Source organism: Cohnella sp. SGD-V74, assembly GCF_003001675.1.
Classification (GTDB): Bacteria; Bacillota; Bacilli; order Paenibacillales; family Paenibacillaceae; genus Cohnella.
Map to the genome: position 1 here is coordinate 398,486 of NZ_PVYW01000001.1, position 12,013 is coordinate 410,498.

Consider the following 12,013-nt stretch of genomic DNA (forward strand, 5'->3'; position numbering starts at 1 on the left):
TCTTATTTGCTTAAGAGTCGCTCCCGACGACCTGCAAGTTGGCCAGCAAAACTTCGGCAGCCTGCTTCCCTTGCGCGACGCAGTCCGGCAGGCCCACGGCTTCGAATGCCGCGCCGGCGGCGTATACGCCCGGCAGCCGCTGCGCGAGCTTCGCGCGGAAGTCGGCGATCGCTTCGACATGCCCGACCGGATATTGCGGCATCGAATGGCGCAGCCGCGTAATCTCGGCGAATTCCGGCGCCGCCTCCAGCCCCATCAAGTCGCGCAAATCTCCGCGCACCGCGGCGATCATCGCTTCGTCGTTCAGTTCCACGCCCTGCTCGTCGTTCGCGCGGCCGACGTAGCAGCGGATCAGCCGCTTGCCTTCGGGCGCGGTATGTTGCCATTTCGCCGAGGTCCACGTACTCGCCGTGATGAGGCGTTTCTCCCCGCGCGGCACGAGGAAGCCGGAGCCGTCCAAGTCGTGATCGAACCCTTCCGCCGCATCGTAGCCGAACACGACGTTGGCCACGGAGACGTAGCGGATCGCCGACAGTGCGGATACGTCCGTATGCGGTTCAAGCAGCTCGGCCGCGGCATAGGCAGGCAGCGTCACGATAACTTGATCGGCCTCGCAAAACGTTCCGTCGGACAAGCTCAGCCGGTATGACGGTTCCTCTTCCGAACCCGCCGTCTCTATCTCTCGAACCTTCGCCCCCAACCGGATATGTCCTCCGTCCGACCGGATTCGCTGCTCCATCGCTTCGATCACCGTCGACAGTCCGTTCTTGAACGTCAGGAAGACGCTGACCGGCAGCGCCGGCGAATCCGAGGAGCCTGCCGGCGCTCTCGCCTTCGAGGCGACAGCAGCAGCCTGAGCCGCCTGCGTTCCGGCGATCAGACTCCCGTGCTCCTCGACCATCCGTTTGAACTGCGGGAACGTCGCCTCCAGTCCCAGCTTGTACAAGTCGCCCGCATGAATGCCCGCCAGCAGCGGCTCGAAAACGCGCTCCACCATTTCCTTGCCCATCCGCCGTTCCAGGAACGTCCCGACCGACTCGTCTCCCGGCTTCGCGTCCTCGGGCAGCTCCGCTTCCTGCAGCGCCCGCAGCTTGCCCTGCTCGGACACAAGCTCCGTCTGCATGAACTTGTCGCGGTCGGAAGGAACGCCCATCACCAACCCTTGCGGCATCGGAACGAGCTTGCCGTCCCGGGAAATATACGTCATCTTCGCCTGCGGATTCGTGCCCGTCAATTCCTCGGCAAGCCCGAGCTCCTCGGCCAGCCTGATCATCGGCAGCTTGCGCGCGAGGAAGGAGTCGGGCCCCCGTTCGATGACGAACCCGTCCCTGCGCAGCGTGTTGATCCGCCCGCCGAGACGGTCGGAGCCTTCCAGCACCGTTACCTCGACCGTCTCTCCGCGCTCCTCGGCCAGCTTAAGCAAATAAAAGGCGGCGCTGAGGCCGGTAATCCCGCCGCCCAGCACCGCCACCCGGCGACTTCTATTCGTCATGGCCGTTTCCCCCGTTCGCCGCGCCGATAACCGAATCGGCGAGCGCGGCCATATATTGCGGATCGTCGTTCAGCATGCGGATCCGTTCGAGGCGAATTCCTTTTTCTTCGGCGAACTTCTTTGCTTCGATATCGATATCGTACAGCACTTCCAGATGGTCGGACACGAACCCGACCGGCGTCACGAGCACGGAACGGACGCCTTCCTCCGCCAGCTTCTCGAGCGTCTCGAGAATGTCCGGCCCGAGCCAAGGCTGGCCGGTCTGACCGGCGCTCTGCCAGGTGAACTGCCACTTGTCCACGCCCGCTTGCGCGGCCACGGCGGCCGAAGTCGCCAGCAGTTGATCCGCGTACGGGTCGTTCAGCTCCAAGATTTTAGCCGGAAGGCTATGGGCGCTGAACAGTACGAGCGCTTCGTCCCGATCGCCGAGCTTATCCAGACCTTCGTTCACGCGTTCGCTCAACGCTTCGATCAGCTGCGGGTGCAGATGGTACTCCTCGACGCCGCGGAAGCGAATGCCATGCTTCTCCGCTTCCTCCCGCGCCCGCTTCAAGTAGCCGCCTACGCTCATCGACGAATATTGCGGCGTCAGCACGATGCCGACCGCTTCGCGAACGCCGTCCGCCGCCATCGCCGCGATGCCGTCCTCGATGAACGGCGCCGCATGCTTCAAGCCTTGGTAGCAGGCGTAGACGCCCGCTCCGGCCAATTCGTCCAGCTTGCTCTGCAGAGCCGCGGCCTGACGGTTCGTGTTTTCGCGGAGCGGGAACACTCCCCCGACGATCGCCCGGTAGCGGGAAGTCAAATCTTCCAACTGCTCGGCCGTCGGCGGATGCCCCCTGCGGATGTGCGTATAGTAGGCCTCCACGCCCTCCAGACTTTCAGGCGTTCCGTAAGACATGACAAGCACGCCGATCGTTCTTTTGTCCGCGCTCATACTTTGGCCTCCTCTGTCAGCTTCCGCTCGCTGTAGCTATGAATAAAGTCCGTCAACTCTTTCAGCTTGTCGAGCGACGCCTCCGGGAACAGCCCGTGTCCCAGATTGAAAATGTAGCCGGGCTCGCGCATGCCCTCGTCGAGCAATCTGCGCGCGTGTTCGTGGATGACTTCGGACGGCGCAGTGAGCACGTAAGGATCGAGATTGCCCTGGATCGCGAAGCGGCCGCCCAGCCTGCGCCGGCCTTCCGCCAGCGGCACTCGCCAGTCGAGTCCGATGACGTTAGCCTGCAAGCCGGTCAAGTGCGGCAGAAGCTCGCCCGAGCTGACTCCCGGGAAGTAGATCTTCGGCACGTCCAAGTCCGACAGCGCCGCGAAAATGCTTTCGATATGCGGCAGCACGTACTCTCGGAAATCATGCGGAGCCAGAGAGCCGACCCAACTGTCGAACAGCTGCACCGCCTTCGCTCCCGACGCGATATGCGCGCGCAAATAAATCGCGGCCATGTCCGCAAGCTTGCCCATGAGAAGATGCCACGTTTGCGGATCTCCATACATCAGCGCTTTCGTGCGAATATACGATTTTGTCGGTCTTCCTTCTATTATATAGCTGGCCAGTGTGAAAGGAGCTCCGGCGAAAGTAATCAGCGGAACTTCAAGCTCGCGGTCCAAAATGCGAATCGTCTCCAAGACGTGCGACAGATCGGCCTCCACGTCGATCGGCTTCAGCCTCTTCACGTCGGCCGCGCCGCGCACCGGGTTATGAATGACGGGCCCTATATCCTTGACGATATCGAAATCGATGCCGATCGAAGCGACGGGATTCATGATGTCCGAATACAGAATAGCCGCATCGACGCCCAGCTTGCGAATCGGCATCAGCGTCACTTCGGCGGCCAGCTCCGGCTGCCGGCAAATTTCCAGAAGCGAATACTTCTCCTTGATTTTGCGGTAATCCGGATCGTAGCGTCCCGCCTGGCGCATATACCATACGGGTACGCGCTCCACCGCCTCCCCCTTGCACGCTCGCAAGAACACGTCGTTCTTCAACATAAGCTTCCAGCCTCATTTATGTACCGATTTGGTTTTCATTGCTTTCATTATGCCCCTTTTGCCTTGCGCGAACAACCTTTACTCCCCGATGGAGTATGACAATAGTTTGACAATGCGGTTTTTAACGGCTCGTTCGACTATGTTATACTGGCTATGCCTATGTCAGCTTAGAAGAAGGTGTACACCATGCAGCGTTGGAAAATCAATTTATACATATTAATGGTCGGCAACTTCCTCGTCATGGCCGGCATGACGATGATTATGCCTTTTTTGTCGCTCTATCTGCAGCACGATCTGGGCTTGACCGGCGAGCACGAGATCGGGGTGTGGGCGGGAATCATCTTCGCCGCGAATTTCGTAACGTCTTTCCTGTTCCAACCGCTGTGGGGCAAACTGGCGGAAAAGTACGGCCGCAAAATGATGCTGCTGCGATCCGGCTTCGGCATGTCGATTGTCATGCTGCTCATGGGATTCGCGACCGCGCCTTGGCATCTGCTTCTGCTGCGAATGCTTAACGGCGTCATCTCCGGATTTATGCCGGCCGCCGTCTCTCTCGTGTCGTCGACGACGCCGAAGGAACGGATGGGCTTCGCGATGGGCACGCTCCAGTCGGGAGGCACTGCGGGGGCCATTCTGGGTCCTTTTATCGGAGGATTGATGGCGGACAATTTCGGCTTTCGGCCGATTTTTTACATTACCGGCACTTTATTGTTTCTTGCTTCCGTCATTTCGTGGCTGCTCGTTCACGAGAAGTTCGACCGGGCCGCGGCCGCCAAGAAAGAGCAGGTCAGCGTCTTGAAAGGATTCCGCGAGCTCATGGTCATCCGACAGCTGCCGGTGCTGCTCACCGTCACGTTTCTCATTCAATTCGCCATGCTCAGCCCGATGCCGCTCATCCCGCTCTACGTACAGCATCTGCACGGCACTTCGGAAAATCTGGCTTTCTACGCCGGCTTCGTCGGCTCCGTCACCGGCATTTCCAACATGATCTGCTCACCCGTGCTCGGACGGCTGAGCGACCGGATCGGAGCGACGCGCATTCTGCTTTTTTGCTTGGCCGGCTCCGCCGTCATGACGATCCCGCAAGCGTTCGCGGACTCCGTCGGCATGCTGCTCGTCTTCCGCTTCCTGCTCGGCTGCTTTATGGGCGGGCTGATTCCGACCGTCAACGCTCTCGTGCGCCAATATACCCCGGACGGAAAAGAAAGCCGGGCGTTCGGCTTCAATACGAGCGCGCTCAGTCTCGGCAACATGATGGGACCGGTCGTCGGGGGAGCCTTGTCCGGCTGGATCGGCATCGAGGGGCTGTTCATTCTCGCGGGCGTGCTGCTGTTCCTGACTTGCATATGGGCCACCCGCGCCTTGCGGGCGCGTCAACAAGCAAGCGCCTAGAAGAAATAAGGGCCTGTCCCATAAGTAAAGAGAGACGTACCGAACAATTATCGATAGGTGAATGGGAATGGGCATCTATCTCCTTACGCTGCTATACGATCCTGAAATGGGAACGGGTAAACCCGTTAAGAGGTAATTTCAGGACCGTATGAGGCAGGCTCCAGGAGATAGATGCCCTTCTTTTTCATCGATAATCTTATACGCCCTTACGTATGGGACAGCCCCTTTACTTGACTTCGTTGAGACGCGCTTCGAGGCGATCCCACGTTTCCGTGATGCCTTCCAGCATGCCCATGTCCGTCACCGACTTGAGCGCTTCCGCCGATACATACTCGCTGGAGCTGACCAGCTTCGTCTTGCCGCCGAGATCGATAAACTCCATCGTAACTTCCGTTGCCGGCATCTCGGGATTCTCGTTGCCTTCCGCATCCGAGAAGTAATCGGTGTAGACGATTTTCTCCGGCTCTATAATTTCTTTATAGACGCCTTTGCCCCAAGACTCCATTCCGTAATACTCGCCTTGGCTCTCATCCGCGCACTTCATGCAGTAATGCCATACGCCGCCCGGACGAAAATCGATGTTGCATACGGGCAGCTCCCAGCCTTTCGGTCCCCACCAGTGCTTGAGATGATCGGCTTCCTTGAACATCGCGAATACGAGTTCGCGCGGCGCGTCGAATACGCGTTCCAATACGAGCACCTTTTCGTTTTCCACTCTCGAAACCATAGCGTTGCCAGACATTGCAATTCCTCCTCGTGATCATGAGTGATTTAGTTTTTTTCTTTATTCTGCAATTCGCGCAAATAGTCGTCCAGCTTGTCGAACCTCTCTTCCATAATGCGCCGGAACGATTGTACCCATGAATCCAGCGCCTGGAAGGGATCGGGCCGCAATTTGTAAATTCTGCGATTGGCCTCCGCCTGCACGTCCACGATTCCGCTCTCGCTAAGAACCTTCAGATGCTTCGAAGCTTGAGGTTGGCGGATCCCCAATTGATCGGCAATCTCCCCTACGGTCAGAGGGCCTTCTCTCAGCAGCTCGACGATCCTCTTGCGATTCGGCTCGGCCAATGCGTTCAGCATTGTCATGTCCATGTCCGGATCGTTTCCTGACATGTTGTTCACCTCGTTAACATAAGGTCTCCGGTGTCTCCCCAACCCCTTCATCACCGTTGTCGGTTTCCTTGTGAATTGAATATACCATACGCGGAATATTCCTGTAAAGGAATATTAAAAATAATTTTGCGGGAGACTCCGACTTTTCAATACAGCAACACCCTCGTAGTCCTCCAGACGAAGAATCGCGGACGAAAAGGAGCCGCCCCATAAGCAAGTTACTTATGGGGCGGCTCCCGCTATCGTTAATACGAGCTATTCAAACTTGACGAGGAAGTAGTTTTTCTTGCCTCTGCGGATGACCGCGTATTTGCCGTGCAGGCGATGCTCCCGTGTAACGACGAAGTCGAGCGCTTGCTCACGCTGCCCATTCAAGTAAACGGCGCCCTTCTCGATGTCCTCGCGCGCCTGGCGCTTCGAAGGCGCGGCCTTCGTCTCGATCAGAAGCTCGAGCAACGGCGTCTCCTCTTGGCCGCTGACGACCGTTGTCGGCATATCCTGCAGCGCTTCGACAAGCTCGGCTTCGCTCAGTTGGGTCACGTCGCCAGAGAACAATGCCTGCGTAATCTTCTCCGCGCTGACGACCGCTTCGTCGCCGTGCACCAGTCGCGTCACCTCGCGGGCGAGCTCGCGCTGCGCGGCGCGCTGCTCCGGACGCTCGGCCAGCTCCCGTTCGAGCTCGGCGATCCGTTCGCGTTCCAGGAACGTGAAGTACTTCAGGAACTTGATGACGTCGTTGTCGTCCGTGTTGATCCAGAACTGGTAGAACGCGTACACCGACGTTTTGCTCCGGTCGAGCCAGACGGCGCCGGATTCGGATTTGCCGAACTTCTTGCCGTCGCTCTTCGTGACGAGCGGCAGCGTCATGCCGTACGCTTCCCCGCCGCCCATTTTGCCGATCAGGTCGAGGCCCGCCGTAATGTTGCCCCACTGGTCGCTTCCTCCAACTTGCAGCGAGCAGCCATGGTCCGTCAGCAGCTTGTAGAAATCGTACGACTGCAGGATCATGTAGCTGAACTCGGTGAAGGAGATGCCGTTAGCCAGCCGGGAGTCTACGGAGTCCTTCGCCAGCATGTAATTGACGGTGAAGTTTTTGCCGATGTCCCGCAGGAACGTGATCAGATCGAGCTGGCCTAACCAGTCGTAGTTGCTGACGAGCTTGGCCGGGTTGTCGCCCTCGAAGTCGAGGAAGCGGGACAACTGGGCCTTCAGGCGCTCCGTCCAGAGCGCTACCGTATCGGCCGTATTCAGGGAACGCTCGGTCGAACGTCCGCTCGGATCGCCGATCATGCCCGTTCCGCCGCCGACAAGCGCGATCGGTCTGTGGCCGGCCTTCTGGAAATGGCGCAAAATCAAAATCGGCAGCAGGTGGCCGATGTGCAGGCTGTCCGCCGTCGGGTCGAAGCCGCAGTAGAGCACGATCGGCTCCTTGTTCAGTTTCTCCTGCAAGCCGTCACGGTTCGTCGACTGGTAGATCAGCCCTCTGTATTCAAGATTGTCCAACAAGCTTTGATCCAGGTTTGTCATTGCGGTGTCTCTCCTTCGGAATGTGTTCAAGGGGCGTCGCTGTGGCTAAAATCAAAAAAGACCCGTCCTGTCGTAAAGACAGGGACGAGTCATCGCGGTACCACCCTAGTTGAGCATGCGCCGGTACGCGCATCCTCCGCTCAAGCCCGATAACGGCTGGCAGCCGTCTTGTCCTTCCGCGCCGGCGCGGGTTCGGAACAAGATGCTCCGGGACGTAATTCGCCATTCGCTCGCGTACCGGCTTGCATCGACCGCCGGCTTTCTGGAACGCGCCATTCGAACGCTACTGATTCCCTTCATCGCTTTCGCTTATTGCTTTGTTTGCACCACTTTATAATAACCCTAAGCCGTTGTCAAGTCTCGGTTCGATAAACCTGTCCATGACTCTTATGGAATTTATTTGAACAATCCGGCAGATCGTGCTACTATAAAACTATAGATAAGCTCGGACGTGAAGCACACGCCGCTCATTCTCCTTAGGGGAATCGGGCGGCTTTTTGTTTATCCGGATTTCGAAATAGAAGGAGGACGTTTAATGAGCGTAGACCATGACCGCCTGTACAAGGAACTGCTGCAAACTTTTTTTAGAGAATTCATGGAATTATTCTTTCCCAAGATTTCATCAGCCATCGATTATTCCCATGTGAAATTTCTATCCGAAGAAGTATTTTCCGATCTGGCCGGCGGGACGACTGAACGAGTCGATTTAGTCATCGAAACCGTTCTTCTAGAGGATTGCGGATTGGGACACGGACCAGAGAGCAAGGCATTGATCATTGTGCATCTGGAGCCGCAATCCTACTATCAGGAAACGTTCCCGGAGCGGATGTTTCTCTATTCCAGCAAGCTGTTCGAGAAGTATCGCCGCCGTATTCTCCCGATTGCGATCTTCAGCCATTCGCGTCAGGCGTATGAGCCTTCCCGGTTCGGATGGATGTTTCCGTTTTTGAACGTGATGACCTTTAAGTATTTTTCCATTCAGCTTCGGAAGAAAAAATGGCGCCGCTTTATTCGAACGGATAACCCGGTGGCTGCTGCGCTTCTGAGCAGTATGGGATATAATAAAAAAGAACGAGTTGCGGTAAAGTTTGAATTTCTTCGCATGGTGACCCGACTGCAACTGGACCCTGCCAGAATGAAGCTGCTAACCGTTTTCTTCGAATCGTATTTGCAGCTGACTGCTGCCGAGAATGAACGATTGATCAAAAAAATAGATCGAACGAACCTTATAGAGGAGGCTGCGCTGATGGAATGGATGACCTCATGGGAGAAGAAAGGCCGGGAAGAGGGAATTAGAGAGGGCATTAGAGAAGGAATTAAAGAAGGCATCATGCTGACAGCCGCCAAAATGCTGCAAAAAGGAATGGATCTTGCGGATATCAAGGATGTAACCGGATTGACTCCGGAAGAGCTTCATAAGCTTCAGCAAGCGGAGAAGTAAGCACTTCCTGGGAACAGCCGCCGGTAATCCGAAAAAGACACTCTCGCCGCAATGAAATCGCCAAAATACAGCAGAGGCTGTCCCGAAGTCGTAATCGCGACTTTGGGACAGCCTCGTTTTGTTTACGCATAGTGACAAGAAGCGAAATGGTTCGGACGAGTCTCGCGGAAAGCGGGAACTTCCGCCGCGCATTTCTCCGTCGCCAGAGGGCAGCGGGTGCGGAACGGACATCCGCTCGGCGGACTGACCGGGCTCGGCAAGTCGCCTTTAAGCACGATGCGTTCCTTGTTTTCCTCCACGTCCGGATCCGGAACCGGAATCGCCGACAAGAGCGCCCTCGTATAAGGGTGCTGCGGGTTCGAGTACAGATCTTCGCTGCGCGCCATCTCGACGATTTTGCCCAAATACATGACGGCAACGCGGTCGCTCATGTACTTAACCATCGACAAGTCGTGCGCGATGAACAGATAGGTAAGCCCCATCTTCTTCTGCAGTTCGATCAGCAGGTTGATGATCTGCGCTTGGATCGAGACGTCGAGCGCGGAGATCGGCTCGTCGCAGATCATGAATTGCGGATTGACCGCAAGCGCTCGGGTAATGCCGATCCGCTGCCGCTGACCGCCGGAAAATTCGTGCGGGTAACGCGAAGCATGCTCGGCGTTCAGGCCGACCATCTCGAGCAGTTCCTCGACCTTGCGCTTTCTCTCGGATTTGCTGCCGGCCAGACCGTGAATGTCGAGCGCTTCGCCGACAATGTCCAGAATGGTCATTCTTGGGTTCAGAGAAGCGTAAGGATCTTGGAACACCATCTGCATCTGACTGCGGTAGGCTTTGAATTTGGATTTCGACAGCTTCGTAATATCCGTGCCGTCGATGGAGACGCTGCCGGCCGTCGGCTCGTACAAGCGAATAATCGTACGGCCTGCCGTCGATTTTCCGCAGCCGGATTCTCCTACGAGTCCGAGCGTCTCCCCCTTTTGGATCGAGAAGCTGATATCGTTAACGGCTTTTAAGATACGATGATTGCCAAGGTCGAAATGCTTGCGCAAGCCTTCGATCTCGATGAATGCCTTGCTCATACGCTAGCCTCCTTGCCGCCGGCCGAACCCGATTGCTTCGCATAAGGATGCTGCAACCAGCACCGAACCGACTGCGTGCCGCTGATGACCGTATAATCCGGAATTTCCGTTTCGCAGATGCGCATCGCCTCGTCGCACCGGCTGCAGAAACCGCAGCCTTGAGGAGGTTTGATCAGATCCGGCGGAGTTCCGAAAATCGGAATAAGCGGTTCGTCCTTCGCCTGATCCAGGCGAGGCAGAGATTTCAGCAGTCCTTTCGTATACGGATGCTGCGGATTGTTGAAAATCTCCCTTTTCGTCCCCGTCTCGATGACCTGTCCCGCATACATGACGATGACCCGGTCGCAAATGTCGGCAACGATGCCGAGATCGTGCGTGATCAGAATGATCGAGGTTTTCATTTTCTGCTGAAGCTCTTTCATCAAGCTCAAAATCTGCGCTTGAATCGTGACGTCGAGAGCGGTCGTCGGCTCGTCGGCGATGAGCAGGGAAGGGTTGCAAGCAAGCGCGATCGCGATGACGACCCGCTGGCGCATCCCCCCGGAAAATTGATGCGGATATTGATTAAGCCGGGTTTCCGGATTCGGAATGCCGACCATCCTCAACAGCTCAATGACGCGCTCTTTCGCCTCGTCGCGGCTAATCTTCTGGTGCTGCAGCAAACCTTCCATAATCTGTTTGCCGACCGTCATCGTCGGATTCAGCGAGGTCATCGGGTCCTGGAAGATCATTCCGATCTTGTTGCCCCGGACCTTCTGCATTTCTTTCTCCGAAAGGGACATCAGATCTTGACCGCCCAGAAGCACCTGTCCGCCCTTGATTCTGCCCGGGGGCATCTGAATCAGCCTCATAATCGTCTGGGCGGTTACGCTTTTGCCCGAACCCGATTCGCCTACGATGGCGACTGCTTCGCCCTCTTTAATATGAAAGCTGACGTCGCGCACCGCCTGCACTTCGCCGCCGTACACGTCGAACGAGACGCTCAGGTTTTTGACGTCCAGAATCGTTTTTCTTGTATCCGGATCGTTTTTCATAAAGCCTTGACCTCCTTTCCGCGACTACTTCATTATTTTTTCAGCTTCGGATCGAACGCATCGCGCATTCCGTCTCCGAATACGTTAAAGGCGAACATCGTCAAACTCAGGAAAAACGCCGGGAAGAACAATCTCCAAGGATAGATCGTCATCGATTTGACGCCGTCGTTGATCATTGTCCCCCAAGAAGCGACCGGAGACTGCACGCCAAGACCAAGGAAGCTGAGGAACGCTTCCGTGAAGATCGCTCCCGGAACGGTCAACGTCATCGTGACCAGAATTGGTCCCATCGCGTTCGGAATCAAGTGGCGGAAAATGATGCGCATGGCGCCGGCGCCGAGCGCCTTGGAAGCGAGCGCGTATTCCTGGTTCTTCAATTGCATGATCTGCCCGCGCACGATCCAGGCCATATTAATCCACCCGGTAATCGACATCGCGACGATGATGGTCGTCAGACTCGGCTCCATAACGACGAGGAGCAGGATAACGACGAGCAAATTCGGAATCGCGTACAAAATTTCCGCGAACCGGTTCATCGCTTCGTCCACTTTGCCGCCGTAATAACCCATGATGCCGCCGTAGATAATGCCGATGATCAAATCAATCAGCGCCGCAGCGAAACCTACGAACAACGAAATTTGCGCGCCCTTCCACGTTCTCTCGAACATGTCGCGTCCCAGATCGTCCGTGCCGAACCAGTGATCGGCGCTCGGCGGCATGTTCGTCTTGGTCAGATCGTTCGTGAAATGGTCATGCGGGTAAATAAGCGGAGCGATTACCGCGAACAGCAAGACGACGACCATAATCCAGAACCCCGTCATCGCCAGCTTGTTGCTGTACAGCCGCATGCGAATGTCCTGCCAGGCGGTCAGACGCTCGCGCTGGAACTTCTCTCCTTGTCCGGAGTCGCGCCGAAGCGGTTGGAACATTTCGGGGCGAATCG

The 12,013-nt window shown here is 56.7% G+C and carries 11 protein-coding genes and 1 other annotated feature; of the genes, 2 read left to right on the top strand and 9 right to left on the bottom strand.

Annotated features, from left to right (window positions below):
• Window positions 1–10: 10 nt before the first annotated feature.
• The 3 genes from hemG to hemE are packed head-to-tail and all read right to left on the bottom strand — an operon-like array spanning window position 11 to window position 3,481.
• Window positions 11–1,492, bottom strand: coding sequence for a protoporphyrinogen oxidase (hemG, locus tag B0G52_RS01850; protein WP_094041797.1), 1,482 nt, complete (start codon window positions 1,490–1,492; stop codon window positions 11–13).
• Window positions 1,482–2,429: a ferrochelatase gene (gene hemH / locus B0G52_RS01855; RefSeq protein WP_094041798.1), complete on the bottom strand. Its 948-nt coding sequence runs from the start codon at window positions 2,427–2,429 to the stop codon at window positions 1,482–1,484. Before hemH ends, hemG begins: the two co-directional genes overlap by 11 nt.
• The gene (gene hemE, locus B0G52_RS01860; protein ID WP_094041799.1) at window positions 2,426–3,481 is read right to left on the bottom strand and encodes a uroporphyrinogen decarboxylase; all 1,056 of its coding nucleotides are present in this window, start codon (window positions 3,479–3,481) and stop codon (window positions 2,426–2,428) included. Before hemE ends, hemH begins: the two co-directional genes overlap by 4 nt.
• A gap of 186 nt (window positions 3,482–3,667) precedes the next feature.
• On the opposite strand from hemE, the gene B0G52_RS01865 reads away from it, so the two are divergent.
• Window positions 3,668–4,873, top strand: a complete 1,206-nt coding sequence (locus B0G52_RS01865) for an MFS transporter (protein ID WP_094041800.1) — start codon at window positions 3,668–3,670, stop codon at window positions 4,871–4,873.
• A gap of 226 nt (window positions 4,874–5,099) precedes the next feature.
• On the opposite strand, the gene B0G52_RS01870 is transcribed toward B0G52_RS01865, so the two are convergent.
• The 3 genes from B0G52_RS01870 to tyrS all read right to left on the bottom strand — a co-directional run bounded on the left by B0G52_RS01870 (window position 5,100) and on the right by tyrS (window position 7,516).
• Window positions 5,100–5,615 (bottom strand): SRPBCC domain-containing protein, encoded by a 516-nt coding sequence (locus B0G52_RS01870; RefSeq protein ID WP_094041801.1) that lies wholly within the window; start codon window positions 5,613–5,615, stop codon window positions 5,100–5,102.
• A gap of 29 nt (window positions 5,616–5,644) precedes the next feature.
• The gene (locus B0G52_RS01875) at window positions 5,645–5,989 is read right to left on the bottom strand and encodes an ArsR/SmtB family transcription factor (protein WP_094041802.1); all 345 of its coding nucleotides are present in this window, start codon (window positions 5,987–5,989) and stop codon (window positions 5,645–5,647) included.
• A 255-nt stretch (window positions 5,990–6,244) separates the two neighbouring features.
• Window positions 6,245–7,516, bottom strand: coding sequence for a tyrosine--tRNA ligase (gene tyrS, locus B0G52_RS01880; protein WP_094041803.1), 1,272 nt, complete (start codon window positions 7,514–7,516; stop codon window positions 6,245–6,247).
• A gap of 77 nt (window positions 7,517–7,593) precedes the next feature.
• Window positions 7,594–7,825, bottom strand: a binding site (T-box leader).
• A 142-nt stretch (window positions 7,826–7,967) separates the two neighbouring features.
• Here tyrS and B0G52_RS01885 point away from each other — a divergent pair.
• On the top strand, window positions 7,968–8,957 hold the full coding sequence (locus tag B0G52_RS01885) for an RpnC/YadD family protein (protein ID WP_369826985.1): 990 nt from the start codon (window positions 7,968–7,970) through the stop codon (window positions 8,955–8,957).
• A 122-nt stretch (window positions 8,958–9,079) separates the two neighbouring features.
• Here the strand turns inward: B0G52_RS01885 and B0G52_RS01890 are convergent, their stop codons facing one another.
• Genes B0G52_RS01890 through B0G52_RS01900 form a run of 3 tightly spaced genes read right to left on the bottom strand, consistent with a single transcriptional unit; the run spans window position 9,080 to window position 11,999 of the window.
• Complete coding sequence (locus B0G52_RS01890) at window positions 9,080–10,036, bottom strand: ABC transporter ATP-binding protein (RefSeq protein ID WP_094041805.1); 957 nt, start codon at window positions 10,034–10,036, stop codon at window positions 9,080–9,082.
• Window positions 10,033–11,070 (bottom strand): ABC transporter ATP-binding protein, encoded by a 1,038-nt coding sequence (locus B0G52_RS01895; protein WP_094041806.1) that lies wholly within the window; start codon window positions 11,068–11,070, stop codon window positions 10,033–10,035. The genes B0G52_RS01890 and B0G52_RS01895 overlap by 4 nt, the downstream gene beginning before the upstream one ends.
• 32 nt (window positions 11,071–11,102) lie before the next feature.
• Window positions 11,103–11,999 (bottom strand): ABC transporter permease, encoded by an 897-nt coding sequence (locus B0G52_RS01900; RefSeq protein ID WP_094042001.1) that lies wholly within the window; start codon window positions 11,997–11,999, stop codon window positions 11,103–11,105.
• Between the last annotated feature and the right edge of the window lie 14 nt (window positions 12,000–12,013).

What these genes read in the sequence shown, in the direction of transcription:
- hemH (WP_094041798.1), bottom strand. Translation starts at nt 2,429, where the DNA reads ATGAGCGCGGACAAAAGAACGATCGGCGTGCTTGTCATGTCTTACGGA.
- hemE (WP_094041799.1), bottom strand. Translation starts at nt 3,481, where the DNA reads ATGTTGAAGAACGACGTGTTCTTGCGAGCGTGCAAGGGGGAGGCGGTG.
- hemG (WP_094041797.1), bottom strand. Translation starts at nt 1,492, where the DNA reads ATGACGAATAGAAGTCGCCGGGTGGCGGTGCTGGGCGGCGGGATTACC.
- B0G52_RS01890 (WP_094041805.1), bottom strand. Translation starts at nt 10,036, where the DNA reads ATGAGCAAGGCATTCATCGAGATCGAAGGCTTGCGCAAGCATTTCGAC.
- B0G52_RS01875 (WP_094041802.1), bottom strand. Translation starts at nt 5,989, where the DNA reads ATGTCAGGAAACGATCCGGACATGGACATGACAATGCTGAACGCATTG.
- B0G52_RS01895 (WP_094041806.1), bottom strand. Translation starts at nt 11,070, where the DNA reads ATGAAAAACGATCCGGATACAAGAAAAACGATTCTGGACGTCAAAAAC.
- tyrS (WP_094041803.1), bottom strand. Translation starts at nt 7,516, where the DNA reads ATGACAAACCTGGATCAAAGCTTGTTGGACAATCTTGAATACAGAGGG.
- B0G52_RS01865 (WP_094041800.1), top strand. Translation starts at nt 3,668, where the DNA reads ATGCAGCGTTGGAAAATCAATTTATACATATTAATGGTCGGCAACTTC.
- B0G52_RS01900 (WP_094042001.1), bottom strand. Translation starts at nt 11,999, where the DNA reads ATGTTCCAACCGCTTCGGCGCGACTCCGGACAAGGAGAGAAGTTCCAG.
- B0G52_RS01870 (WP_094041801.1), bottom strand. Translation starts at nt 5,615, where the DNA reads ATGTCTGGCAACGCTATGGTTTCGAGAGTGGAAAACGAAAAGGTGCTC.